The organism is Kitasatospora sp. NPDC056181, from assembly GCF_042266225.1.
Taxonomy (GTDB): domain Bacteria; phylum Actinomycetota; class Actinomycetes; order Streptomycetales; family Streptomycetaceae; genus Kitasatospora.
This window is the reverse complement of sequence record NZ_JBHJUK010000053.1, coordinates 1-25,419: the sequence shown is the minus strand read 5'-3', so window position 1 is coordinate 25,419 and position 25,419 is coordinate 1. Positions and strand designations below refer to the sequence as shown.

At 72.9% G+C, this 25,419-nt stretch carries 23 protein-coding genes; 17 read left to right on the top strand and 6 right to left on the bottom strand.

Features of this window, described 5'->3' with window-relative positions:
• Positions 1–31: 31 nt before the first annotated feature.
• Together ACFC1F_RS20935 and ACFC1F_RS20930 are read right to left on the bottom strand one after the other, a co-directional pair.
• Positions 32–1,930 carry an ABC transporter ATP-binding protein gene (locus ACFC1F_RS20935; RefSeq protein WP_209413472.1) on the bottom strand — a complete coding sequence of 633 codons (1,899 nt, stop codon included), beginning with the start codon at positions 1,928–1,930 and terminating at the stop codon, positions 32–34.
• Positions 1,931–2,142: 212 nt separating this feature from the next.
• Complete coding sequence (locus ACFC1F_RS20930) at positions 2,143–3,876, bottom strand: ABC transporter ATP-binding protein (RefSeq protein WP_376160190.1); 1,734 nt, start codon at positions 3,874–3,876, stop codon at positions 2,143–2,145.
• A 338-nt stretch (positions 3,877–4,214) separates the two neighbouring features.
• On the opposite strand from ACFC1F_RS20930, the gene ACFC1F_RS20925 reads away from it, so the two are divergent.
• The 3 genes from ACFC1F_RS20925 to ACFC1F_RS20915 are packed head-to-tail and all read left to right on the top strand — an operon-like array spanning position 4,215 to position 8,023.
• Positions 4,215–6,137, top strand: coding sequence for an AMP-dependent synthetase/ligase (locus tag ACFC1F_RS20925; RefSeq protein WP_376160189.1), 1,923 nt, complete (start codon positions 4,215–4,217; stop codon positions 6,135–6,137).
• A 58-nt stretch (positions 6,138–6,195) separates the two neighbouring features.
• Positions 6,196–7,425, top strand: a complete 1,230-nt coding sequence (hemW, locus tag ACFC1F_RS20920) for a radical SAM family heme chaperone HemW (protein ID WP_376160187.1) — start codon at positions 6,196–6,198, stop codon at positions 7,423–7,425.
• Between the two features lie 40 nt (positions 7,426–7,465).
• Positions 7,466–8,023: a Uma2 family endonuclease gene (locus ACFC1F_RS20915; RefSeq protein WP_148645201.1), complete on the top strand. Its 558-nt coding sequence runs from the start codon at positions 7,466–7,468 to the stop codon at positions 8,021–8,023.
• On the opposite strand, the gene ACFC1F_RS20910 is transcribed toward ACFC1F_RS20915, so the two are convergent.
• From ACFC1F_RS20910 to htpX, 4 genes are all read right to left on the bottom strand, one after another.
• A complete protein-coding gene (locus ACFC1F_RS20910) occupies positions 8,014–8,847 on the bottom strand; it encodes a DUF3097 domain-containing protein (RefSeq protein WP_376160185.1) in 834 nt (277 codons plus the stop codon). The genes ACFC1F_RS20915 and ACFC1F_RS20910 overlap by 10 nt on opposite strands.
• Before the next feature lie 20 nt (positions 8,848–8,867).
• Positions 8,868–9,647 carry a DUF2785 domain-containing protein gene (locus ACFC1F_RS20905; RefSeq protein ID WP_376160183.1) on the bottom strand — a complete coding sequence of 260 codons (780 nt, stop codon included), beginning with the start codon at positions 9,645–9,647 and terminating at the stop codon, positions 8,868–8,870.
• Between the two features lie 92 nt (positions 9,648–9,739).
• On the bottom strand, positions 9,740–10,324 hold the full coding sequence (locus ACFC1F_RS20900; RefSeq protein ID WP_209413310.1) for a hypothetical protein: 585 nt from the start codon (positions 10,322–10,324) through the stop codon (positions 9,740–9,742).
• Positions 10,325–10,348: 24 nt separating this feature from the next.
• Complete coding sequence (gene htpX, locus ACFC1F_RS20895; RefSeq protein ID WP_209413311.1) at positions 10,349–11,269, bottom strand: zinc metalloprotease HtpX; 921 nt, start codon at positions 11,267–11,269, stop codon at positions 10,349–10,351.
• Between the two features lie 260 nt (positions 11,270–11,529).
• On the opposite strand from htpX, the gene hrcA reads away from it, so the two are divergent.
• The 14 genes from hrcA to ACFC1F_RS20825 all read left to right on the top strand — a co-directional run bounded on the left by hrcA (position 11,530) and on the right by ACFC1F_RS20825 (position 25,331).
• Complete coding sequence (gene hrcA / locus ACFC1F_RS20890; RefSeq protein WP_209413312.1) at positions 11,530–12,564, top strand: heat-inducible transcriptional repressor HrcA; 1,035 nt, start codon at positions 11,530–11,532, stop codon at positions 12,562–12,564.
• Between the two features lie 75 nt (positions 12,565–12,639).
• Complete coding sequence (dnaJ, locus tag ACFC1F_RS20885; RefSeq protein ID WP_376160181.1) at positions 12,640–13,779, top strand: molecular chaperone DnaJ; 1,140 nt, start codon at positions 12,640–12,642, stop codon at positions 13,777–13,779.
• A gap of 98 nt (positions 13,780–13,877) precedes the next feature.
• The gene (locus tag ACFC1F_RS20880) at positions 13,878–14,627 is read left to right on the top strand and encodes a 16S rRNA (uracil(1498)-N(3))-methyltransferase (RefSeq protein ID WP_376160179.1); all 750 of its coding nucleotides are present in this window, start codon (positions 13,878–13,880) and stop codon (positions 14,625–14,627) included.
• 109 nt (positions 14,628–14,736) lie between these two features.
• Entirely contained in the window at positions 14,737–18,003 is a 3,267-nt protein-coding gene (locus tag ACFC1F_RS20875) for a PDZ domain-containing protein (RefSeq protein WP_376160177.1), read from the top strand.
• A gap of 115 nt (positions 18,004–18,118) precedes the next feature.
• Positions 18,119–18,844 carry an RDD family protein gene (locus tag ACFC1F_RS20870; RefSeq protein WP_376160175.1) on the top strand — a complete coding sequence of 242 codons (726 nt, stop codon included), beginning with the start codon at positions 18,119–18,121 and terminating at the stop codon, positions 18,842–18,844.
• Between the two features lie 82 nt (positions 18,845–18,926).
• Complete coding sequence (locus tag ACFC1F_RS20865; RefSeq protein WP_209413319.1) at positions 18,927–19,280, top strand: histidine triad nucleotide-binding protein; 354 nt, start codon at positions 18,927–18,929, stop codon at positions 19,278–19,280.
• Positions 19,281–19,285: 5 nt separating this feature from the next.
• The gene (locus tag ACFC1F_RS20860; RefSeq protein ID WP_148645210.1) at positions 19,286–20,209 is read left to right on the top strand and encodes a ribonuclease Z; all 924 of its coding nucleotides are present in this window, start codon (positions 19,286–19,288) and stop codon (positions 20,207–20,209) included.
• A 198-nt stretch (positions 20,210–20,407) separates the two neighbouring features.
• Positions 20,408–21,544, top strand: a complete 1,137-nt coding sequence (locus ACFC1F_RS20855) for a PhoH family protein (RefSeq protein WP_376160173.1) — start codon at positions 20,408–20,410, stop codon at positions 21,542–21,544.
• Between the two features lie 14 nt (positions 21,545–21,558).
• Positions 21,559–22,053 carry an rRNA maturation RNase YbeY gene (gene ybeY, locus ACFC1F_RS20850; RefSeq protein WP_148645212.1) on the top strand — a complete coding sequence of 165 codons (495 nt, stop codon included), beginning with the start codon at positions 21,559–21,561 and terminating at the stop codon, positions 22,051–22,053.
• A 19-nt stretch (positions 22,054–22,072) separates the two neighbouring features.
• On the top strand, positions 22,073–23,398 hold the full coding sequence (locus ACFC1F_RS20845; RefSeq protein WP_209413321.1) for a hemolysin family protein: 1,326 nt from the start codon (positions 22,073–22,075) through the stop codon (positions 23,396–23,398).
• A 151-nt stretch (positions 23,399–23,549) separates the two neighbouring features.
• Positions 23,550–23,786, top strand: coding sequence for a hypothetical protein (locus ACFC1F_RS20840; protein WP_148645213.1), 237 nt, complete (start codon positions 23,550–23,552; stop codon positions 23,784–23,786).
• 12 nt (positions 23,787–23,798) lie between these two features.
• A complete protein-coding gene (locus ACFC1F_RS20835) occupies positions 23,799–24,338 on the top strand; it encodes a DUF4383 domain-containing protein (protein ID WP_209413323.1) in 540 nt (179 codons plus the stop codon).
• Between the two features lie 150 nt (positions 24,339–24,488).
• Positions 24,489–24,920 carry a nitroreductase/quinone reductase family protein gene (locus ACFC1F_RS20830; RefSeq protein ID WP_376160170.1) on the top strand — a complete coding sequence of 144 codons (432 nt, stop codon included), beginning with the start codon at positions 24,489–24,491 and terminating at the stop codon, positions 24,918–24,920.
• A gap of 57 nt (positions 24,921–24,977) precedes the next feature.
• A complete protein-coding gene (locus ACFC1F_RS20825; protein ID WP_209413326.1) occupies positions 24,978–25,331 on the top strand; it encodes a cytidine deaminase in 354 nt (117 codons plus the stop codon).
• Positions 25,332–25,419: the final 88 nt, after the last annotated feature.

Below are 25,419 nucleotides of genomic sequence, written 5' to 3'. Positions count from 1 at the left end.
CCCCTCCGGCTCCTCCGCCGGGCGTGACCGGTCAGTCGACCTCGGCCACCGCCTCGGCGAACTGTGCCTTGTACAGCCGCGCGTACGCGCCGTCGGCGGCGATCAGCTCGTCGTGCGTGCCCTGCTCGACGATCGAGCCGCTCTCCATCACCAGGATCACGTCGGCGTCCCGGATGGTCGAGAGGCGGTGGGCGATCACGAAGCTGGTGCGGCCGGTGCGCAGCCGGGCCATGGCGCGCTGGATCAGCACCTCGGTACGGGTGTCGACCGAGCTGGTGGCCTCGTCCAGGACGAGGATCGACGGCTGGGCGAGGAACGCCCGGGCGATGGTGATGAGCTGCTTCTCGCCGGCGCTGACGCCGGTGCCCTCGTCGTCGATCTTGGTGTCGTAGCCGTCCGGCAGGGTGCGGACGAAGCGGTCGACGTGCGCGGCCTTGGCCGCCTCGACGACCTGTTCGCGGGTGGCGCCGTCGGCACCGTAGGCGATGTTCTCGGCGATGGTGCCGCCGAACAGCCAGGTGTCCTGGAGCACCATGCCGATGCCGGAGCGCAGGTCCTCGCGGGACATCGCGGCGATGTCGACCCCGTCGAGGGTGATCCGGCCGCCGCTGACCTCGTAGAACCGCATCAGCAGGTTGACCATGGTGGTCTTGCCGGCGCCGGTGGGGCCGACGATGGCGACGGTCTGCCCGGGCTCGACCTTGAGCGAGAGGTCCTCGATGAGGGGCTTGTCGGGGTCGTAGCGGAAGGAGACGTCCTGGAAGGCGACCCGGCCGCGGACGGCGTCGGGGCGTTCCGGCATGGCCGGCTCGGGGGTCTGCTCGGGCGCGTCCAGCAGTTCGAAGACGCGTTCGGCGGAGGCGACGCCGGACTGCACCAGGTTGGCCATGCTGGCGACCTGGGTGAGCGGCTGGCTGAACTGCCGCGAGTACTGGATGAAGGCCTGGACGTCGCCGATCGACAGCGCGCCGCCGGCCACCCGGAGCCCGCCGACCACGGCGACCAGCACGTACTGCAGGTTGCCGATGAGCATCATCGCGGGCTGGATGATCCCGGAGATGAACTGGGCCCGGAAGCTGGACTCGAAGAGCGACTCGTTGTGCTCGCGGAAGGTCTCGGCGGACTCCTTCTGCCGGCCGAAGACCTTGACCAGGGCGTGCCCGGTGTACATCTCCTCGATGTGGGCGTTGAGCTGTCCGGTGGACTTCCACTGCTGGACGAACTGCGGTTGTGCCCGCTTGCCGACCTTGGTCGCCACGACCACCGAGAGCGGCACCGAGACCAGCGCGATCAGGGCGAGCAGCGGCGAGATCCAGAACATCATGGCCAGCACGCCGACGACGGTGAGCAGCGAGTTCACCACCTGGCCCATGGTCTGCTGCATGGACTGGCTGATGTTGTCGATGTCGTTGGTGACCCGGCTCAGCACCTCGCCGCGGGGCTGCTTGTCGAAGTAGCTGAGCGGCAGCCGGGCGAGCTTGGCCTCGACGTCCTGGCGCAGCCGGTAGCCGGCCCGCTGGATGGCGGTGGTGGCCAGCCGGCCCTGGACGATGCCGAAGAGGGCGGAGGCGACGTAGATCGCCAGCACCCAGAGCAGCACGGTGCCGATCGCCCCGAAGTCCATGCCCTGGCCGGGGGTGAAGTCGATCGAGGAGAGCAGGTCGGCGACGCTGCCGTCGCCGCCGGCGCGCAGGCCCGCGACGACCTGCTCCTTGGAGGTGCCGGCCGGGAACTTGGCGCCGACGACGCCGGCGAAGATCAGGTCGGTGGCGTTGCCGAGGATCTTGGGGCCGGTCACGGCGCAGCCGATGCTGAGCACGCCGAGGGCGAGGACGCCGGCGAGCAGGTTGCGTTCCGGGCGCAGCAGTTTGAGGACGCGCTTGCCGGAGCCCTTGAAGTCCATCGACTTCTCGGCGCCCTGGCCGCCCATGAACCGGCCGGGGCCGGCCGGTCCGCGGCGGGCGGCGGCGGACTGCGAGTCGCTGCGGGGTTCGCCGGGGGCCGCGCCGCCGGGGCCCGCCTTGCCGGTTCCGGCGGCCTGCGCCGGGCCCTTCGTCAGCGGCGTCAGCCCGGCCGGGGCGCGGTCCGGGGCGCCGTCCGGGGCGCCGTCCGGGGTCTTCTCCGGGGTCATCTCCGGGGTGGTCACGCCGCCTCCTGCTCGGTGAGCTGGGAGAGCACGATCTCCCGGTACGTCGGGTTGTCGGCCATCAGCTCGCCGTGGGTGCCGCTGCCGACCACGGCGCCCTCGTCGAGCACGATGATCCGGTCGGCGTCGCGGATGGTGGAGACGCGCTGGGCGACGATCAGCACGGTGGCGTCGGAGGTCTCGCGGGCGAGCGCCTTGCGGAGCCGGGCGTCGGTGGCGTAGTCGAGCGCGGAGAAGGAGTCGTCGAACAGGTAGACGCCGGGCTTGCGGACCAGTGCGCGGGCGATCGCGAGGCGCTGGCGCTGGCCGCCGGAGACGTTGCTGCCGCCCTGGGCGATGGGCGCGTCCAGGCCCTCGGGGAAGCGTTCGACGAACTCCCTGGCCTGGGCGACGTCGAGGGCGTGCCAGAGCTCCTCGTCGGTGGCGTCGGGCCGGCCGTAGCGCAGGTTGCTGGCGACGGTGCCGGTGAACAGGTAGGGCTTCTGCGGGACGAGCCCGACGGTCTCGGCGATGGTCTCGGGGGCGAGGTCGCGCACGTTGACGCCGTCGAGCAGGACCTGTCCGGAGGTGGCGTCGATGAGCCGGGGGACGAGGCCGAGCAGGGTGGACTTGCCGCTGCCGGTGGAGCCGATGACGGCGGTCGTCTGGCCGGGGCCGGCGGTGATGTCGATGCCGCGCAGCACCGAGGCCTCGGCGCCGGGGTAGCGGAACTCGACGTCGCGCAGCTCCAGGTTGCCGCGGGCGAGCACGTCGGTGACCGGCGCGGACGGCGGGACGACGCTGGAGCGGGTGTCCAGGACCTCCTGGATGCGTTCGGCGCAGACCTCGGCGCGGGGCACCATCATGAACATGAAGGTGGCCATCATGACGCTCATGAGGATCTGCATCAGGTAGGAGAGGAAGGCGGTCAGCGCGCCGATCTCCATGCCGCCGCTGTCGATCCTGTGCGCGCCGAACCAGAGCACGGCGACGCTGGAGACGTTCACCACCAGCATCACGGTCGGGAACATGAGGGACATCAGCCGGCCGACCTGGAGCGAGACGCCGGTGAGGTCCCCGTTGGCTCCGTCGAACCGGTTCTGCTCGTGGTCGTCCTTGACGAAGGCGCGGATGACCCGGATGCCGGTGATCTGCTCGCGCAGGATCCGGTTCACGGTGTCGATCTTCGTCTGCATGCTGCGGAACTTCGGGCGCAGTGCGCGGACCAGCAGGGCGACCACGATGCCGAGGACCGGGACGACGGCGAGCAGCAGTGCGGAGAGCTGGACGTCCTGGTTGAGCGCCATGATGATGCCGCCGACGCACATGATCGGTGCGGCGACCATCAGCGTGAAGGACATCAGGACCAGCATCTGGACCTGCTGGACGTCGTTGGTGGTGCGGGTGATCAGGGAGGGGGCGCCGAACTGGCCGAGTTCGCGGGCGGAGAAGCTCTGCACCCGGTCGAAGACGGCGGCCCGGACGTCCCGGCCGACGGCCATCGCGGTGCGCGCGCCGTAGTAGACCGCGCCGATGGAGCAGAGCGACTGGAGCACGGTGACGGCGATCATCACGCCGCCGAGGCGCAGGATGGTGCCGGTGTCGCCCTTCACGACCCCGTCGTCGATGATGTCGGCGTTGAGCGTGGGCAGGTAGAGCAGGGCGAGCGTCGAGACCAGCTGGAGCAGCACCAGCAGGGTGATCGGTCGGGAGTAGGGGCGCAGGTACGCCCTGAGCAGTCTGATCAGCACTGGCACACTCTTGTCGTCGGCGGGGGGATTCGCATCCCGATTCTCGTGCTTTGGTGGACTCGTACAGGCTATTCCCGGTAGTCCGCCCGGATGTTTGTCCAGTCCTTTGCCCGAACGCGCGGCGGGCCGGGCCGCAGGGGGTGCCGGCGGGCTGCACCGGCCGCCCGGTGGGGTGCCAGCCGGGACCGCCCCCTTACGGAATGACCGGTTTCCCCCTAGGCTGCTGACTGCCCCCTTGTTACTCACCGGTACCGCTCCGGTTGCCCGGGGGCCCGGCGACCGCCCCCACGGGAGCCGCGACAGTCCCTCAGACGGCCACCCGCCCCCGGAGGTCCTCGTTGAGTTCCGCGCAGTCCCTGATCGACTCCGGCCGTGACGACATCGTCGCCGGGCGTCCTGCCTCCGTCGCCCACCTGTTCCTGGAGCGGGTCGCCGCCACCCCGGCCGGCGAGGCCTACCGCTACCCCGCTCCCGTGGACGAGCAGGCCGCGGACAGTGCCCCCGGGGCCGAGCAGTGGCGCTCGCTGACCTGGGCGCAGACCGCCGTCCGGGTCAAGGCGGTGGCCGCCGGCCTGATGTCGCTCGGCATCCAGCCCGAGGACCGGGTCGCGCTGGCCTCCTCCACCCGCCTGGAGTGGGTCGTCGCCGACCTCGGCAACATGTGCGCGGGCGCGGCCACGACCACCGTCTACCCGAGCACCAACGCCGACGAGACGGCCTTCATCCTCTCCAACTCCGGCTCCCGGGCCCTGTTCGCGGAGAACGCCGGCCAGCTGGCCAAGGTCGTGGAGCAGGCCGCGAAGCTGCCCGAGCTGCGGACCGTCATCCTCTTCGACGTGCCCGCCACCGCCCCGGAGTCCGGCGGGCTCAACGTGCTCGGCCTCGCCGAGCTGGAGCAGCTCGGCGCCGAGTACCTGGAGCAGCACCCGGACGCCGTGGAGAAGGCCGTCGCCGCGCTCGACAAGGAGCAGCTGGCGACCCTGATCTACACCTCCGGTACCACCGGCCGCCCCAAGGGCGTGCGCCTGGTGCACGACTGCTGGGCGTACGAGGGGCGTGCCCAGGAGGCGAGCGGGCTGCTGGCCGCCGACGACGTCCAGTACATGTGGCTGCCGCTGTCGCACGTGTTCGGCAAGACGCTGATCTCCGGCCAGATCGCCACCGGCCACGTGATGGCCCTGGACGGCCGGGTCGACCGGATCATCCACAACCTGCCGGTGATCCGGCCCACCGTCATGGCCTCGGCGCCGCGCATCTTCGAGAAGGTCTACAACGGCATCGCCGGCAAGGCCCGGGCCGAGGGCGGCGCCAAGTACAAGATCTTCCTCTGGGCCGCCAAGGTCGCCCGCGACCACGCCCGCACGGCCCAGGCCAACCGGATCGCCACCGGCCGCGACAGCGTGCCGTTCGCCCTCGGTCTCCAGCACGCGCTGGCCGACAGGCTGGTGTACTCCAAGATCCGCGCGGCGTTCGGCGGGCGGATGCGCGGTGCCGTCTCCGGCAGCGCGGCCCTGGCCCCCGAGATCGGCTACTTCTTCACCGGCGCGGGCGTCCCGATCCTGGAGGGCTACGGCCTCAGCGAGACCAGTGCCGGCTCGACGGTCAACCGTGCCGAGGACGTCCGGATCGGCACCGTCGGGCGTCCGCTGCCCGGGACCGAGGTCCGGATCGCCGAGGACGGGGAGATCCTGCTCCGCGGCCCCGGCATCATGCGCGGCTACCACGACCTGCCGGAGAAGACCGCCGAGGTGCTGGAGGCGGACGGCTGGTTCCACACCGAGGACATCGGCGAGCTCTCCCCGGACGGCTTCCTGCGGATCACCGACCGCAAGAAGGACATGTTCAAGACCTCCGGCGGCAAGTACGTCGCGCCCAGCGAGGTCGAGGGCAAGTTCAAGGCGGTCTGCCCGTTCGTCAGCAACGTCCTGGTGATCGGCAACGGCCGCAACTACTGCACCGCGCTGATCGGCCTGGACGAGCCGGTGATCATGCCCTGGGCCGCCGAGCACGGCCTGGCCGGCAAGTCCTACGCCGAGGTGGTCGCCGACCCGCAGGTGCACAAGCTGATCGAGGGCTTCGTGCAGCGGCTCAACGCCGACCTCCAGCGCTGGCAGACGATCAAGAAGTTCCACCTGCTGCCGCGCGACCTCGACGTCGAGCACGGCGAGCTCACCCCCAGCCTGAAGATCAAGCGCCCGGTCGTCGAGAAGACGTACGCGGACGCCGTCGCCGGGATGTACGCGGGCGCCAACGAGGCCTGATCCGCCGCCGTCCCGTACGGCCCGCGTGGTTGCGCGGGCCGTACGGGACAATGGGGTCATGCCCTCCGCACTCCCCGACGGCGAACCCGTGCCGTCCGACGGTTCCCTGCCCGCGCACGCCCTCGCCGGGCTCGGGTCGCGGCCGTTCGGCTTCTACCTGCACGTGCCGTACTGCGCGAGCCGCTGCGGCTACTGCGACTTCAACACCTACACCGCCACCGAGCTGCGCTCCTCGGGGGCGGTCGCCTCGCAGGAGACGTACGCGGACAACGTGGTCGCCGAGATCCGGCAGGCCCGGAAGGTGCTCGGCACCGCGGACCTCCCGGTGCGGACCGTCTTCCTCGGCGGCGGCACGCCCACCCTGCTGCCCGCCCGGGACCTGGTGAAGATGCTCGCCGCGATCCGCGACGAGTTCGGGCTCGCCGACGACGCCGAGGTCACCACCGAGGCCAACCCGGAGTCCGTCGACCCGGCCTACCTCGCCGAGCTCCGCGCCGGCGGCTACAACCGGGTCTCCTTCGGCATGCAGAGCGCCCGCCCGCACGTGCTGCGACTGCTCGACCGCCACCACACCCCCGGCCGTCCCGAGGCCTGCGTCGCCGAGGCCCGCGCGGCCGGCTTCGAGCACGTCAACCTGGACCTCATCTACGGCACCCCCGGCGAGTCCGACGACGACTGGCGGGCCTCCCTGGACGCCGCGATCGGCGCCGGCCCGGACCACGTCTCGGCCTACTCGCTGATCGTCGAGGACGGCACCAAGCTGGCCGCCAGGGTCAAGCGCGGCGAGCTCCCGATGATCGACGACGACGTGCACGCCGACCGCTACCTGATCGCCGAGCAGGCGCTCGCCGCCGCCGGCTACTCCTGGTACGAGGTCTCCAACTGGGCCACCACCCCCGAGGGCCGCTGCCGCCACAACGAGCTGTACTGGACCGGCGCCGACTGGTGGGGCGCCGGCCCCGGCGCGCACAGCCACGTCGGCGGAGTCCGCTGGTGGAACGCCAAGCACCCCGCCGCCTACGCGCAGGCCCTCGCGGAGGGCCGCACCCCGGCCCAGGGCCGTGAGGTGCTCGCGGACGAGGACCGCCGGGTCGAGCGCATCCTGCTCGAACTGCGCCTCGCCGAGGGCATCCCGCTCACCCTCCTGACGGGGACCGGCCTGGAGGCGGCCGGCCGCCACCTCGCCGACGGCCTCCTCGCCGCGGAGCCGTTCGCCGTCGGCCGCGCCGTCCTCACCCTCCAGGGCCGCCTCCTGGCCGACGCCGTCGTGCGTGACCTGGTGGACTGAGGGCCGTTAACGTGGTGTCAGCCGTCGGAGGGAGCGCGCAGTGACCGCCATCGATGACCGGATGATGGGGATCTTCGAGAACCTGGAGGTTCCGGAAGGCGTCAAGGCCGAGCTCATCAGGGGGGAAATCGTGATGATGGCCGGGCCGGACATGGTCCACAACCTCATCGTCTCCGCGATTCAGCACCAGACCCCCTACACCCGGTGGCGGGCGCTCCAGACCCAGGATCTGATCATCTCCGGCGAGGCCAGCGAGCCCCAACCGGATCTGGTCGTGTTCGAGCGGGGTGTCGTCCCGGAGGCGGGCCGTCTGCTGGCCGCCTCCGCGGTGACCGTGGTGGTCGAGGTGGTTTCCAAGACCAGCGTGCACCGCGACTACCGGACCAAGCGTGAGATGTACGCCCAGGGCGGGATCCCGGCGTACCTCATCGTCGATCCGCTCAAGGGCGTGTGTGTGCTCCTCACGGATCTGACCACCGACACGGCTTCCGGTACCCCGGTGTACTGGGCCGAGCGGACCACGAAGTTCGGCGATCCGGTCGAGGTGGATCTGCTGGGCATCACGCTCGACACCTCGGAGTTCCAGACCTACTCCTGATCCGGGAGGGTCACGAAGTCGATGAGCTCCTCGACGCGGCCGAGGAGCTCGGGCTCCAGGTCCTTGTAGCTGTTCACCCGGGACAGGATGCGCTTCCAGGCGGCGGGGGTGTCCACGGGCCAGCCGAGGCGGCGGCAGACGCCCTCCTTCCAGACCTCGCCGCGCGGGACGTCCGGCCAGGCGGGGATGCCGACGGAGGCGGGCTTCACGGCCTGCCAGACGTCGACGTAGGGGTGGCCGACGACCAGCACCGCGTCCCCCGTGACCCGGGCGGCGATGCGGTGCTCCTTGGTGCCGGGGAGCAGGTGGTCGACCAGGACGCCGAGGCGCCGCCCCGGGCCCGGGGCGAAGTCGGCGACGATCGCGGGCAGGTCGTCGACGCCCTCCAGGTACTCGACCACCACGCCCTCGATCCGCAGGTCGTCGCCCCAGACCCGCTCGACCAGCTCGGCGTCGTGCCGTCCCTCGACGTAGATCCGGGACTCCCGGGCGACCCGGGCGCGCGCGCCGGGGACGGCCACCGAGCCGGAGGCCGTGCGGCCGGGGCCCTTCGCGGGGGCCGGGCCGACGGGCCGGACCAGCGTGACGACCCGGCCCTCCAACAGGAACCCGCGCGCCACCATGGGGAAGACCCGGTGTTTGCCGAACCGGTCCTCCAGCGTGACGGTGAAGCCCTCGGCGGTCTTCTCGCAGCGCACCACCGCACCGCAGAAGCCGGTCGCCGCCTCCTCCACCACGAGGTCCCGTTCGGCGGGCACCTCCGGGGCGGGCTGCTGCCGCTTCCACGGCGGGGTGAGGTCTGGTCCGTACTCGCGGCTGCGCATTCCCCGGAGTCTACGAGGCGTCAGCCCGTGAACGGCGAGTTGACCACCAGGAGCTCCGCGATCCGCGCGCGCAGGGCGGCGGAGTGGTGCACCGTCAGCGGCTCGGCGCCGCGGGCCGGGCGGACGCCCCGGTCGGCGAGCACGTACACCGCCCGCAGGGTCCGCAGGGTGTTGGAGAGGGTCGCGGCGACGCCGGGGGCCGTCGCGGTGGGGCGGCGCGGGGGCTGGGCGGCGATCGGGTCGAGCCAGGCCAGCGCCTGCCGCTCGGTCAGCCCGGGCCGGGTGAGGACGAGGGCGACGGCGCGGCCGAGCCGGTCGTCCTCCATGGCGTCCCAGACGTGGTCGGTGGGGGCCAGCAGCCGGGCGGCGGCCAGCTCCAGCAGCGGCTCGGGGTCGGTGACCAGCGGGCTGCGGCCGAGGGCGGCCAGCAGGTCGGCGCCGTGCGCGACCGCGTGCAGCCAGCCGAGCTCCCGGTCCCACCCGCGCAGGTCCGTCTCGGCGGGGTACCAGCGGGCGAAGGCCTCCAGCCAGGCGGGGCGGTAGGCGCCGGCGTCGACGAGGTCGGCGAGGATCAGCGGGGCGAAGGTCCGGGCCTGGATCTCGGGGTCGGTCAGCCGTTCGGCCATCTCGTCGCCGAGCGCGTACAGCTCCGGCGGTGCGAGGAGCGGGATCCAGCGGCACAGCTGCTCGTAGGCGAGGCAGTCGCGGGTCTGCGGGTCGGGGGAGCGCAGTGCCCCGCTCACCGCGGCCAGCAGCTCGGGGGAGGGCTGCGCGGTCTCGATCTCGGTCCAGTTGATCACGGCCGGACCCTAGGGCGCCCCCGGGTCCGCGGGCCAGCGAATTACCGCCGGCGGCGCGGCCGTCACGGGCCGGACCGTCACAGGGCCGGCCGTCACAGGCCCGGCGCGCCCCAGACCGGGAACCAGCGGGTGAGGTCCTTCTCCAGCCGCAGGTCGTTCCCGAGCATGGCGTTGACCTGCAGTTCCAGCGGGCTGTTGCGCTTCTCCCCGCCGCCCGGCACCGGCGCGAACGGGTAGAACGTGCCGCGCTTGTACAGGTAGACCAGGGCCAGTGGCCGCCCCTCGGGGTCGCGGAAGGCGACCAGCGAGCAGAGCAGCTGCGGCCCGAAGCCGTTCGCCTCCAGCTCGCTGTTGACCGCGTGCAGGTCGTTGACCAGGTCCGGCAGCTCCTCGGGGCTGTGCCGGGCGAGCAGCCAGGAGTAGCCGTACGCGTCCTTGGAGGCCTCCACCGGGACGCCGCCGCGCCCGGCGTCGGCGTCCAGCAGCGCCCGCACCTGCCGTTCGACCTCGCCGAAGGCGCCGCCCTCGACGGAGGCGAAGCAGACCGACCCGACGCCGGTGGGCCGGAACCCGGCCGCCGCCTCCAGGGTCAGCGCGGCCGACGGCACGCCGAACAGCTGGTCGAGGTCGGGCCTGACCGGCTTGGTGCGGCCGAACAGCGTGTCCAGGAATCCCACGGCGGTCCCTTCCGGAGGGTGGTGTCAGTGGCCGAGCCCGGCCGACATCTTCGCGAGCTGCTCCAGCCTCCGCTCCAGCGACGGGTGGGTGGAGAGCAGCTGCGTGGCGGCGTCCCGGGCGCTCAGCGCCGGGGCGAAGTAGAAGGCGTTGTACGGCTGCGCCTGGCGCAGGTCCTTGGTGGGGATGGCGGCGATCTGGCCGGTCACCTTGGTCAGGGCCGAGGCGAGCGCGCTGGGCCGGCCCGTCAGCTGGGCCGCGGCCCGGTCGGCCGCCAGCTCGCGGTAGCGGGAGAGCAGCCGGGTCAGCAGGAAGCTGATCGCGTAGACCACCACCGACACCAGCGGGATGATCAGCGCGATGATCGCCGCGTTGGAGTCGTTGTTGTTGCGGCCGCCGCCCATGAAGCCGCCGTACATCGCGATCCGGGTCATCGCCCCGGCCAGCACCCCGAGGAACCCGGCGATCGTCATCACCGCGACGTCCCGGTGGGCGACGTGCGACAGCTCGTGCGCGAGCACGCCCTCCAGCTCCTCCGGCTCCAGTCGCCGCAGCAGCCCGGTGGTCACGCAGACCACGGCGTTCTGCGGGTTGCGGCCGGTCGCGAAGGCGTTCGGCATGTCGTTGTCGGCGACCGCCACCCGGGGCTTGGGCATGTCGGCCAGTGCGCAGAGCCGGTCGACGGTGCCGTGCAACTGGGGGTACTGCTCCGGGGTGACCCGGTGCGCGCCCATCGCCCGTTCGGTGATCCGGTCGCTGAACCAGAACTGGGCCACGAACAGACCGCCGGAGAGCAGCACGATCAGCGGCCAGGCCCCGCGCAGCAGCACGATCAGCAGGCCGGTGAATCCGACGTACAGCAGCCCGATCACGAACATCGTCCCGACCATCCGGCCGGTCAGGCCGCGGTCCGGTGCGAAGCGGGTGTGCTGGCCCGAGGTCGACATCTCTGCTCCTCTGTTCGCCGTCCGCTATCGATGCTCCCACCCGGACGGGCGCGGGGCATCACCCGCGCGCCGCGGAGTGCGGGCAGGATCACTCCCGCCGGGCCGTTCCTGCCGTCGGACCCGGGCCTTACACTGGCAGGTACGGTTCTGGCACTCGTGTGTTCAGAGTGCCAAAGCCGGGGCCCGCCATCGGGGCCCGCAGCAGGACGAACGGACACATGTCACATCGGACAACGTGCGAAGACGGAGGTGCGTGCCCCATGGCCGGTGAGGTGCGCCAGCTCGACGACCGCAAGCTCGCGGTGCTTCGCGCGATCGTCCAGGACTACGTGGGCACCGAGGAGCCGGTCGGGTCCAAGGCCCTGGTGGAGCGGCACAGCCTCGGCGTGTCGCCGGCCACCGTCCGCAACGACATGGCGGCGCTGGAGGAGGAGGGCTACATCCACCAGCCGCACACCAGCGCCGGGCGGATCCCCACCGACAAGGGGTACCGCCTGTTCGTCGACCGGCTGGCCGAGGTCAAGCCGATGAGCGCGCCCGAGCGGCGGGCGATCCGGCACTTCCTGGACGGCGCGGTCGACCTGGACGACGTCGTCGCCCGCACGGTCCGGCTGCTCGCCCAGCTCACCCGGCAGGTCGCGGTGGTCCAGTACCCCTCGCTCTCCCGGTCCACCGTGCGCCACATCGAACTGGTGGCGCTCGCCCCGGCCAAGGTGATGCTGGTCCTGATCACCAACACCGGCCGGGTCGAGCAGCGGCTCGTGGACTGTCCGGGCACGGTCGGCGAGACCGTCCTGGCCGACCTGCGGGCCAAGGTCAACACGAGGGCCGCCGGGCAGCGCCTGCCCGACGTCCCCGGACTGCTGGAGGAACTGCCGTCCCAGTTCGAGGCGGCCGACCGGCCGACCGTCACCACCGTCCTGGCGACGCTCTTCGAGGCGCTCGCCGAGCAGAACGAGGAGCGGATCATGCTGGCCGGCACGGCCAACCTGACCCGCTTCGGGCACGACTTCCCGCTCACCATCCAGCCGGTGCTGGAGGCGCTGGAGGAGCAGGTCGTCCTGCTCCGCCTCCTGGGTGAGACGGCCGACGCCGGGATGACGGTCCGGATCGGCCGGGAGAACGCGTACGAAGGGCTCAATTCCACCTCGATCGTCTCCGTGGGCTACGGTTCGGGCGACGAGAGCGTGGCCAAACTGGGTGTGATCGGTCCGACCCGGATGGACTACCCGGGCACAATGGGGGCGGTGCGAGCGGTGGCACGGTACGTGGGCCAGATCCTGGCCGAGTCGTAGGAAAAGGCCGCCGTCGGAATTCCGGCGGTGGTTCCAGTCGCAGCACTTCTACAGGCGGAACAAGCGGAGCATTTGGTGGCCACGGACTACTACGCGGTACTCGGCGTCCGACGGGATGCGGGGCAGGACGAGATCAAGAAGGCGTTCCGGCGCCTGGCACGCGAACTGCACCCGGACGTCAACCCGGACCCGAAGACGCAGGAGCGGTTCAAGGAGATCAACGCCGCCTACGAGGTGCTCTCCGACCCGCAGAAGCGCCAGGTCTACGACCTCGGCGGCGACCCCCTGTCGCCGGGCGGCGGCGGGGCGGGCGGCTTCGGCGCAGGCGCGGCGGGCTTCGGCTTCTCCGACATCATGGACGCCTTCTTCGGCGCCGCCTCCGGCCAGCGCGGCCCGCGCTCCCGGACCAGGCGCGGCCAGGACGCCATGATCCGGCTGGAGATCACCCTGGAGGAGGCCGCCTTCGGCACCACCAAGGAACTCCAGGTCGACACGGCCGTCACCTGCACCACGTGCAGCGGCGAGGGCGCCGCCCCCGGCACCTCCGCGCAGACCTGTGACATGTGCCGCGGCAAGGGCGAGGTCTCCCAGGTCACCCGGTCCTTCCTGGGCCAGGTCATGACCTCCCGCCCCTGCCCGCAGTGCCAGGGCTTCGGCACCGTCGTGCCGACCCCGTGCCCGGAGTGCGCCGGCGACGGCCGCGTCCGCGCCCGCCGCACCCTGACGGTCAAGATCCCGGCCGGTGTCGACAACGGCACCCGGATCCAGCTGGCCGGCGAGGGCGAGGTCGGCCCCGGCGGCGGCCCCGCCGGCGACCTCTACGTCGAGATCGCCGAGACCAGCCACACGGTGTTCCAGCGCCGCGGCGACGACCTGCACTGCACCGTCACCATCCCGATGACGGCCGCCTCGCTCGGCACCCAGGTGCCGCTGCAGACCCTGGACGGGCTGGAGGAGGTCGACATCCGGCCCGGCACCCAGTCCGGCCAGTCGATCCCGCTGCACGGCCGCGGCATCACCCACCTGCGCGGCGGCGGCCGGGGCGACCTGATAGTGCATGTCGAGGTGCAGACGCCCACCAAGCTCGACGCCGAGCAGGAGGAGCTGCTGCGCCGCCTGGCGGTGCTGCGCGGCGAGGAACGGCCCTCCGGCCAGTTCGCGCCGGGCCAGCAGGGGCTGTTCTCCCGGCTGAAGGACGCCTTCAACGGCCGCTGACCGCACCGGCGCCCGGTGATCCCCGACAGGGTCGCCGGGCGCCGTCGTTTCCTCCGCGGGCCCGCCCGGCCCCGGACCCCGATCTCCAGGACATCGCCATGACCGCGCCCGTGTTCGTCGTCGAGACCGCGCAGCTCGCCACCGCCGCCCCCGGCGCGGTGGTCCGGCTGGACGGCCCGGAGGGGCGGCACGCCGCCGCCGTGAAGCGGCTGCAGCCGGGGGAGGCGGTGACCCTCGCGGACGGGCTGGGGCTCGGCGTGGACGGCACGGTGACGGCGGTGCACGGCAAGGACGCCGTCGACGTGACGGTGGCCGCCGTCCGGCGGGAGCCCGGCCCGGCGCCGCGGATCGTCGTCGTCCAGGCACTGCCCAAGGGCGACCGCGGCGAGCTGGCCGTGGAGACCATGACCGAGGTCGGCGTGGACGTGGTGATCCCCTGGGCCGCCTCCCGCTGCATCACCCAGTGGAAGGGCGATCGCGGCGCCAAGGCGCTCGCCAAGTGGCGGGCCACCGCCCGCGAGGCGGGCAAGCAGTCCCGCCGGCTGCGCTTCCCCGAGGTACGCGAGCTGATGACCACCCGGCAGCTGGCGCCGGTCCTGGCCGGTGCCGCGCTCGCCGCGGTGCTGCACGAGGAGGGCGCCGAGCCGCTGGCCGCCGCCGCCCTGCCGGAGGCCGGGGACATCGTGCTGGTGGTCGGCCCCGAGGGCGGGGTCTCCCCGGACGAGCTGGCCGCCTTCGCCGAGGCCGGCGCCGGGCCGTACCGGCTCGGCCCCTCGGTGCTGCGCACCTCCACGGCGGGCGTGGCCGCCGGCGCCCTGCTGCTGGGCCGCACCGGCCGCTGGGCCTGAGCGGGCACCGGGGCGCGTGCGGCCCGGGCGCGCGGGGATCGTCCCCCGCGCGGGGCCGCTGTTGCGGAAAAGCCGGTGCGTCGTGTGCGGACGTGCCTAGGCTGGCCGCGTGAGTGAAACCGTGAGCACCCCTGCCGGCGCCTACCTGCGCCACCCGCACCTCCACGGTGACCTGGTCACCTTCGTGGCCGAGGACGACGTCTGGCTCGCCCCGCTCGACGGCGGCCGGGCCTGGCGGCTGACGGCCGATCACGTCCCGGTCCGCAGACCGCGGTTCTCCCCGGACGGGCGGCACATCGCCTTCACCTCCACCCGCGACGGCGCGCCCGAGGTGCACCTCGCGCCGGTGGACGGCGGCCCGTCCCGGCGGCTGACGTACTGGGGCAGCGACCAGACCCGGCTCCAGGGCTGGACGGCCGACGGCCGCCCGATCGCCACCACCACCGCGGGCGAGGCCACCCTGCGCCGCACCTGGGCGTACGCCGTGCCGCTGGACGGCGGCGAACCGGACCGGCTGCCGTACGGGCCGGTCGGGGGCCTGGCGTTCGAGCCGGACGGCGACCGGGTGCTGCTCGTCTCGGCGAACAACCGGGACCCTGCCTGGTGGAAGCGGTACCGGGGCGGCCAGGCCGGCAAGCTCTGGATCGGCCGCGACGAGTTCGTCCGCGTCCACGAGGGCCTCGACGGACAGCTCGACTCCCCGCTCTGGGTGGGCGGGGCCGGCGGTTCCCGCATCGCCTTCCTCTCGGACCACGAGGGCGTCGGCGAGCTGTACTCCAGCCTCCCGGACGGCAGCGGGCTGCGCCGTCACACCACCTCACCGGAGGGCTTCTACGCCCGCAACGCCGCCACCGACGGCACCCGGGTGGTCTGGCACCGGGCCGGCGACCTCTGGCTGCTGGACGGCCTGGACGACCCGGACGACCCGGGGACCGCCGGGCCGCGCCGGCTGGACGTCCGGCTGGCCGGGCCGCGGGCCGGGCGACGCCCCCGCCCGGTGCCGGCCGCGCACTGGCTGGAGGGCGCCGCCCCCGACCGCACCGGCCGGGCCGGCGCCGTCGTGGTCCGCGGCACCGTGCACTGGCTGACCCACCGGGAGGGCCCGGCCCGGGTGCTGGACGAGACGCCCGGCGTGCGCGGCCGGCTGGCCCGGGTGGTGCCGGGCGACGACGGCGGCCAGGGCGTGCTCTGGGTGACCGACGCCGAGGGCGAGGACGCGCTGGAGTACGCCCCGGCCGTGCTGGGCGCCGAGCGCCGCCGGCTGGCCGCCGGGCGGCTTGGCCGGGTCCGCGGCCTGCTGGTCTCGCCGGACGGCAAGCAGGCGGCGGTCGGTTCGCACGACGGCCGGGTGCTGCTGGTCACGCTCGCCGACGGGGCCGTGCACGAGCTGGCCCGCAGCACCGACGGCGAGGTCAGCGGGCTGGCGTTCAGCCCGGACTCGGCCTGGCTGGCCTGGTCGCAGCCGGCGGCGGGCCTGGGCGCCTTCTCGCTGCGGCAGATCGTGCTGGCCAACCTGGCCACCCGGACGGTCAGCGAGGTCACCCCGCAGCGGTTCTTCGACAGCTCGCCGGCGTTCACCGCGGACGGTAAGCACCTGGCGTTCCTCTCGGTGCGCAACTTCGACCCGGTCTACGACTCGCACGTCTTCGACCTGTCGTTCCCCAACGGCTGCCGCCCGTACCTGATCACGCTGGCCGCCGACACGCCGTCCCCGTTCGGGCCGCAGCGGGCGGGCCGGCCGGTCGGCGGCGAGGAGGACGAGCCGCGGGGCAAGAAGGCGGACGGCGACGAGGGCGCCCCCGACGCGCCGCCGGCCACCCGGGTCGACCTGGACGGCATCGCCGACCGGATCATCCCCTTCCCGGTCGAGGGCGGCCGGTTCGGCCTGCTGAGGGCGGCCAAGGACGGCGTGCTCTGGACGAGGGTCCCGCTGATCGGCGAGCTCGGGGACGAGGCGGCCTCCCTGGAGGACGAGCGCCCGCGCCCGGCCCTGGAGCGGTTCGACTTCCGCAAGCGCCGCGCCGAGCAGCTGGTCGACGGCCTGGACGGGTTCGCGGTCAGCGGCGACGGCACCCGGCTGGCCGTCCTCGACGAGGGCGGGCTGCGGATCGTCCCCGCCGACCACAAGGCGGCCGGTGAGGACGACGAGATCGACGTCGACCTCGCCAGGCTGCGGGTCACCGTCGACCCCGCGGCCGAGTGGCGGCAGATGTACGACGAGAACGGCCGCCTGATGCGTGACAACTTCTGGCGCCCCGACCTCGGCGGCATCGACTGGGCCGGCGTGCTGGAGCGCTACCGGCCGCTGGTGGAGCGGCTCGGCTCCAAGGACGACCTGGTGGACCTGCTCTGGGAGGTGCACGGCGAGCTGGGCGCCTCGCACGCCTATGTCATTCCGCACGGCGTCCACACCGAGGCGGCCCGCCGGCAGGGCAAGCTCGGCGCCGACCTGGTCAAGGACGGCGACGTCTGGCGGATCGCCCGGATCCTGCCCGGCGAGTCCTCCGACCCGCGGGCCCGCTCGCCGCTGGCCGCACCGGGCGCCGCCGTCCGCCCGGGCGACGCGCTCCTGGCCGTCAACGGCCGCCCGGTCGACCCGGTCACCGGCCCGGCGCCGCTGCTGGCCGGCACGGCCGGGCAGCCGGTCGAGCTGACCGTGGCCGGCAAGGACGGCACCGACCAGCGCCACCCGGTGGTCGTCCCGCTGGCCGACGACGAGCCGCTGCGCTACCACGACTGGGTGGCCGGGCGCAGGGCCGCCGTCCGCGAGCTGTCCGGCGGCCGGCTCGGCTACCTGCACGTCCCCGACATGCAGGTGGCCGGCTGGGCGCAGATCCACCGCGACCTGCGGTCGGAGATGGCGAAGGAGGGCGTGATCGTCGACATCCGGGAGAACCGCGGCGGCCACACCTCGCAGCTGGTGATCGAGAAGCTGGCCCGCCGGATCGTCGGCTGGGACGTCGCCCGGGACATCGCCAGCCCGGTGCCGTACCCCGGCGACGCCCCGCGCGGCCCGGTGGTGGCGCTGGCCAACGAGTACTCCGGCTCGGACGGCGACATCGTCAACGCCGCGATCCAGGCGCTGAAGATCGGCCCGGTGGTCGGCACCCGGACGTGGGGCGGGGTGATCGGCATCGACAGCCGGTACAGCCTGGTCGACGGCACCCTGGTGACCCAGCCCAAGTACGCCTTCTGGCTGGAGGGTTACGGCTGGGGCGTGGAGAACCACGGCGTCGACCCGGACGTGGAGGTGCCGATCGCGCCGCACCAGTACGCGGCCGGGGAGGACCCGCAGCTCGCCGAGGGCGTCCGGATCGCCCTGGAGGCCCTGGCCGGGACCCCGGCCAAGATCGCGCCGCCGCTGCCCTGGGAGTAGCCGCGGGCGGGCGGACGGGTCACGGAGCGGGAAGTCGGACGGGCCGACTTCCCGCTCCGGGCGGTGAGTAGGATGCGGGGCTGTTCTTGATCACCGCATTCACGGGGGCACGGAAATGGCGCAGGGATACCCACCGGGTTCGTACGGGCAGCAGCAGTACGGTCAGCAGCCGCCGTACGGCCAGAACCCGTACGGCCAGAACCCCTACGGCGGGCAGCCGTACCCGCAGCAGCAGGCCCCGCAGTACCAGCAGCCGTACCCGCAGCAGCAGCAGTACGGGCAGCAGCCGCAGCCGCAGCAGCAGGCCCCGCAGTACCAGCAGCCGCAGCAGCAGTACGGGCAGCAGCCGCAGCCGCACCCGTACGCCGCCCCGGTGCCGAAGCCCAAGGAGGCGAGCGGCTTCCGGCGCTACCCCGCCATCCTCATCGACTGCGCGCTCGCCGTCGTCCTGGGCTTCGTCGCCGCCAACGCGGCGAGCCACCCGAAGCAGACCGCCCACGCGGCCGGGCACGCGGCCCACGCGACCGGCCCGGCGGTGCCCTACTTCGTGGCGCTGCTGCTGGTCGGTCTCGGCGTCTCCTTCGTCAACCAGGTGCTGCTCGCCCGCATCGCCGGCTTCAGCGTGGGCAAGGGGATCATGGCCCTGCGGGTGATCCGCAAGAAGGACGTCAGCCGTCCGCACACCTGGCGGCTGACCAAGCGCTGGATGATCGGCTTCGTCATCCTCGCGGTCTCCCTGATCACCGAGGACTTCGAGGACGAGGGCGAGGTCTTCGCGGTCCGGGTGGTCCGCTGGAAGCACCTGCAGGAGTACCAGCAGGCGACCGGGCGGCTCGGCTAGCATGCGGCCGTACGCCCCGACCGACACCGTGCGTCAGAACACCGTGCGACCAGACACCGTGCGACACCGCGAGGAGAACCCCATGGCCGGCGAGCCGCAGCCCGACTGCCTGTTCTGCAAGATCGTGGCCGGCGAGATCCCGGCCACCGTGGTGCGCAAGACCGAGCGCACCCTGGCCTTCCGGGACATCGCCCCGAAGGCGCCCACCCACGTCCTGGTGATCCCGCACGTCCACTACCCGAACGCCGCCGAACTGGCCGCCGCCGAGCCGGAGATCGCCGGCGAGCTGCTGGCCGAGGCCGGCCGGGTCGCCGAGGACGAGGGCATCGAGGACTACCGGCTGATCTTCAACACCGGGGCCGGCGCGGGCCAGACCATCTTCCACGCCCACGTGCACGTGCTCGGCGGGATCCCGATGACCGAGCGCATGGTCTGACCGGCGTGTCCCAGCGCGAACTCGTCGTCCTCGGCACCGCCAGCCAGGTACCGACCCGGCACCGCAACCACAACGGTTACCTGCTGCGCTGGGACGGCGAGGGCCTGCTGTTCGACCCCGGCGAGGGCACCCAGCGCCAGATGCTGCACGCCGGGGTCTCGGCCACCCAGATCACCCGGATCGCCGTCACGCACTTCCACGGCGACCACAGCCTGGGGCTCGCCGGGGTCATCCAGCGGATCAACCTGGACCGCGTCCCGCAACCGGTGGACGTCTACTTCCCGGCCTCCGGCGAGGTCTACTTCGAGCGGCTGCGGTACGCCACCGCCTACCACGAGACGGCCGTGCTGCGGCCCCGGCCGATCGACGAGCCCGGCCCGCTGCCGGTCCCCGGCGCCCGGTTCGCGCTGGACGCCGTCCGGCTGTCGCACCCGGTGGAGTCCTTCGGCTACCGGCTCACCGAGCCGGACGGCCGCCGGCTGGTGCCCGAGCGGCTCGCCGCCCTCGGCATCACCGGCCCCGACGTCGGCCGGCTCCAGCACCGGGGCGCGATCGAGGTGGACGGCCGGCGCGTCACCCTGGACCAGGTCAGCGAACCGCGGATCGGCCAGCGGTTCGCCTTCGTGATGGACACCCGGATCTGCGAGGGCGTCCACGAACTCGCCGAGGGCGCCGACCTGCTGGTCATCGAGTCGACCTTCACCGACGCCGACGCCCGGCTCGCCGAGGACCACGGTCACCTGACCGCCGGACAGGCCGCCAAGGTCGCCGCCGAGGCGGGCGCGCAGACCCTGGTGCTGACCCACTTCTCGCAGCGCTACCCGGACCTCGGCCAGCACCTCGCCGACGCCCGCAAGCACTTCGACGGCACCGTGGTCCTCGCCGAGGACCTCGCCAGGGTGCCCGTCCCGCCGCGGCGCCGGCCGTGACCGGACGCGGCGCGGCGGCGGGCAGCCAGTGAGCGGCGCGGAAAACCGCTCGCGCAGCCCCGCGATCTGCCGGAGCATCGTCGGGTGCGGCCCCGCCGCCCGCCGCGGCGATCACGTGCGCGGCGTACCCTGGTGCCCCGGAGAGACCGAGCGGCCCACGAGACACGGATGGGATGAGGCAGGCCCCAGCGCCGACCTATGAGTGACACATCGCAGACCCGTACCGACGGACAGTCGCGCCCCGAGCCGGCGGACGACGGCCGCACCAGCGCCCGGATCGTCATCCCCGAGAAGCACCCGATGGTCACCCTGCTCGGCACCGCGGACTCGCTGCTCCGGGTGATCGAGCGGGGCTTCCCCGCCGCCGACATCCACGTCCGCGGCAACGAGGTGACCGCCACCGGGGAGCGCGCCGAGGTGGCCCTCGTCCGGCAGCTCTTCAACGAGATGATGCTGGTGCTGCGCACCGGCCAACCCCTGACGGAGGACTCCGTGGAGCGCTCCATCGCCATGCTCCGGAGTGCCGTGGACGACCCGGACAGCCCGGCGCCGTCCCAGGTGTTCACCGCGAACATCCTGTCCAACCGGGGCCGCACCATCCGCCCCAAGACCCTCAACCAGCAGCGCTACGTCGACGCGATCGACAAGCACACGATCGTCTTCGGCCTCGGCCCGGCCGGCACCGGCAAGACCTACCTCGCGATGGCCAAGGCCGTCCAGGCCCTCCAGGCCAAGGAGGTCAACCGGATCATCCTGACCCGTCCGGCCGTCGAGGCGGGGGAGCGGCTGGGCTTCCTGCCCGGCACCCTCTACGAGAAGATCGACCCGTACCTGCGCCCGCTGTACGACGCGCTGCACGACATGATGGACCCGGACTCCATCCCGCGCCTGATGGCGGCCGGCACCATCGAGGTCGCCCCGCTCGCCTACATGCGCGGCCGCACCCTCAACGACGCCTTCATCATCCTCGACGAGGCCCAGAACACCTCGCCCGAGCAGATGAAGATGTTCCTCACCCGCCTCGGGTTCAACTCCCGGGTGGTCGTCACCGGCGACACCAGCCAGATCGACCTGCCCGGCGGCACCCGCAGCGGACTCAAGGTCGTCCAGGAGATCCTGGCCGACGTGCCCGACATCCACTTCTCCGTCCTCACCAGCACCGACGTGGTCCGCCACAAGCTGGTCGGCCGGATCGTGGACGCGTACGAGCGCTGGGACGCCCGCCAGGAGGCCGAGGACGGCGTTCCGCAGGCCCCCCGCAAGCCCTCCCAGCGGCGCCCCGGCAAGCCGGCCGCACCGCGCGCACCCCGCCAGTCCCATCGCACCGAAAGCTGAGTAACCAGCCCGTCATGTCGATCGACATCGCCAACGAGTCCGGTTGGGACGCCGACGAGGAAGCCATCCTCGACGTCGCCCGCTACGCCCTGGAGAAGATGCGGATCCACCCGCAGTCCGAACTGTCCGTGATCCTGGTGGACGGCGCGGCGATGGAGGAGCTGCACATCCAGTGGATGGACCTCCCGGGCCCCACCGACGTGATGTCCTTCCCCATGGACGAGCTGCGCCCGGGCAAGGAGGGCGAGGAGCTGCCGCAGGGCCTGCTCGGCGACATCGTGCTCTGCCCCGAGGTCGCCGAGCAGCAGGGCAAGGCGGCCCCGTCGAAGCACTCGATGGACGAGGAGCTCCAGCTGCTCACCGTCCACGGCGTGCTGCACGTGCTCGGCTACGACCACGAGGAGCCGGACGAGGAGGAGGAGATGTTCGGCCTCCAGAAGGCGATCCTCGACGGCTGGCGGGCCGGTCGTGGCCTGGGCGGCATCTCGCCGGCCCCCACCACCCACTGAGCGCGGAGCCCGAACCCCTGTGAGTGGTGAGAGTACGAGCTTCATCCTCGGTGCCGTGCTGCTCGTCGTCCTCGGCTGGCTGGCCGCGTGCGCCGAGGCGGGCATCTCCCGCGTCTCCAAGTTCCGTGCGGAGGAGGCCGTCCGGGCCGGTCGGCGCGGCTCGGCCCGGCTGCTGACCCTGGCCTCCGACCCGATCCGCTACCTCAACCTGGCCACCCTGATCAGGGTGGCCAGCGAGATGGCGGCGGCCGTCCTGGTCACCGTGGTCTGCGTGCGGAACCTGGAGACCACCTGGCAGGCCGTGCTGCTGGCGTTCGGCGTGATGGTGCTGGTCTCCTTCGTGGCGGTCGGCGTCTCGCCGCGCACGATCGGCCGCCAGCACCCGCTGACCACCGTCACCGCGGCCTCCTTCGTGCTGCTGCCGCTGGCCCGGATCCTCGGCCCGATCCCGCGGCTGCTGATCCTGCTCGGCAACGCCCTGACCCCCGGCAAGGGGTACAAGGAGGGCCCGTTCGCCTCCGAGGCGGAGCTGCGCTCCCTGGTCGACCTCGCCGAGAAGAACGACGTGATCGAGGACGAGGAGCGCCGGATGGTGCACTCCGTCTTCGAACTCGGCGACACCATCGTCCGCGAGGTGATGGTGCCGCGCACCGACCTGGTGATGATCGAGCGGCACAAGACCGTCCGCCAGGCGCTCACCCTGGCGCTGCGCTCCGGCTTCTCGCGGATCCCGGTCGTCGGCGACAACGAGGACGACGTGGTCGGCATCGTCTACCTCAAGGACCTCGTCCGCCGCACCCACATCAACCGGGAGGCCGAGTCGGAGGAGGTCGGCAGCGTGATGCGCCCGGCCGTCTTCGTCCCCGACTCCAAGCCGGCCGGCGACCTGCTGCGCGAGATGCAGCAGCGCCGCTCGCACGTCGCGATCGTGATCGACGAGTACGGCGGCACCGCCGGGCTGGTCACCATCGAGGACGTCCTGGAGGAGATCGTCGGCGAGATCACCGACGAGTACGACCGGGAGATCGCGCCGGTCGAGGACCTCGGCGACGGCTCGTACCGGATCACCGCCCGGCTGCTGGTCGAGGACCTCGGCGAGCTGTTCGGCATAGAGCTGGAGGACGAGGACGTCGAGACCGTCGGCGGCCTGCTCGCCAAGCACCTCGGGCGGGTGCCGATCCCCGGCTCGTCGTGCGAGATCCCGCTCCCCGAGGAGGCGGTCACCGACCTGACCGCGATCCGCCTCACCGCGGAGAGCTCGGCCGGGCGCCGCAACCGGATCGGCTCGATGGTCGCGATCCCCGTCCGCAGGGCGTCCGAGGCCGCCGCAGAGGCCGGCGAGTAGCGTCCGGAGCCCCCTGCCCCGCCCCGTTGGGGCGGGGCAGGGGGCTCTTCGTCACCGCCCCGGAGTCCATTGACGCGGACTGCGGAGCCGGTCTCCGGGCAATGGCCCGGCTGAGGTTGCCGGGGCGGGGAGAGGCTTGGACGATGAAGGCATGACTCATCTACTGCGCGCGGAGTACGGCCCGCAGGGGACCGCGGGAGGGGTGAAGGTCTGGCACGTGGTGCGGGACGGCGATCCCGCCACGGCCCTGTGCGGCCGCACCATGCCGGACGACGCCGACACCCGGCCGGAGCAGGAGTGGGGGACCGGGCTCCGGTGCTGCCAGCAGTGCGGCTCGCTGTACATGCACGAGGTGCCGCACATGCAAGGAAGCCACCCCTACAGCTAGGCGGAGGTTGCCATGAAGCTGCAAGACGAACTGCCCGTCGACCACAAGCTCGTCACGGTCTGGCGGATCGGGGCGGGGCTCGGGGGTGTCTTCCTGATCGTGTTCGGCTGCCTCGGGCTGGCGGACCACTCGGGCTTCCTCTCCACCCATGGCAGCAACGTCGCCGGGCTGTCCACCAACGGGGCGCTGAGCATCCTCTCGATCGTGGCGGGCGCGATCCTCGTCGTCGGCGCCGTGGTCGGAGGGAACTTCGCCGCCAACCTGAACATGGTGGTCGGGGTGCTGTTCGTGCTCTCCGGCTTCTACGGACTCACGGTGCTCGGCCGGCCGGACGCCAACATCCTGAACTTCCGGATGGCCAACGTGCTGTTCGCCTTCCTCTTCGGGGTGGTGCTCACCACGTTCGGGATGTACGGCAGGGTCAGCAGCCACCTGCCGCACGACAACCCGTACTGGCGTGACCGCGCGGCGCGTGAGGAGCCGCTGCCGTCCGGTCCCAAGACCTTCGTCAAGATCATGCGTCCCGGGCCTCCGAACCCGATCGGACACTGAGCCCCGCGCGGCTCCTCCCCCTTCCCGCAAGACGACCGCCCCGCGGTGGCCCGGCTTCCCGGACCGCCTGCGGGGCGGTCGGCGCGCGGCTAGCCTGACGGCAGGGCCCGGGGCACCGGAGCACCGGGCGGCAGGGGAGGGGAGACGGCGATGGCCGGAACGGACGAGCGGGTGGCGCAGAACCGTGAGGTGATCGAGGAGTTCCGGGCCCGGGACGGCGTGGTCGGCGGCCGGTTCGAGGGTCTGCCGCTGCTGTTGCTGACGACCACCGGGGCCCGCAGCGGCGAGCCGCGGGTCTCGCCGCTGGCGTACCTGGCGGACGGCGGGCGCTGGGTGGTGTTCGGGGCCAACGGGGGGCGCACCGACCACCCGGGCTGGTACCACAACGTGCTGGCGGAGCCGGCCGTGCGGGTCGAGGTCGGGGGCGAGGTGTTCGCCGCGGTGGCGCGCCCGTTGGCGGACGGCGAGGAGCGCGACCGGCTCTGGGCGACGCAGACCGGGGCGCTGCCGGTGCTGGAGCAGCTGGCCGGCCGCACCGGGCGGACGGTCCCGGTGGTCGTGCTGGAGCGCGTGGACGGCTGAGGAGCCCTGCCGGGGCGGTCTCATTCCCGGCGGCACGGCGCGCCTATGCTCCTGGGCATGAGTGACATCGTCGAGCTCGACCCCGAAGACAAGAAGATCATCACCCTGGCCCGCTCCGCCCGCGCCCGCAACGGCGTCCCGGAGGGGGCCGCGGTGCGTGACGAGACCGGGCGCACCTACGTGGCCGGGACGGTCGCGCTGGAGTCGCTGCGGCTCAGCGCGCTGCAGACGGCGGTGGCGATGGCGGTGGCCAGCGGTGCGAAGTCGCTGGAGGCGGCGGCCGTGGTGAGCGAGGCCGGCGAGCCCGCCGAGGCCGACCTGGCCGCGGTGCGGGACCTCGGCGGGGCTGGGACGCCGGTGCTGCTGGCCGGGCCGGACGGGGCGCTGAAGGTGGCGGCCGAGGCCCGCTGAGCGGGCCGGCGGGGGGGGGGGCCCCCGGGGGGGCACCCCGGGGTGCCCCGGCGGCCTCGGTCAGGGCGGGCGCACTCCGGTGCTCGTC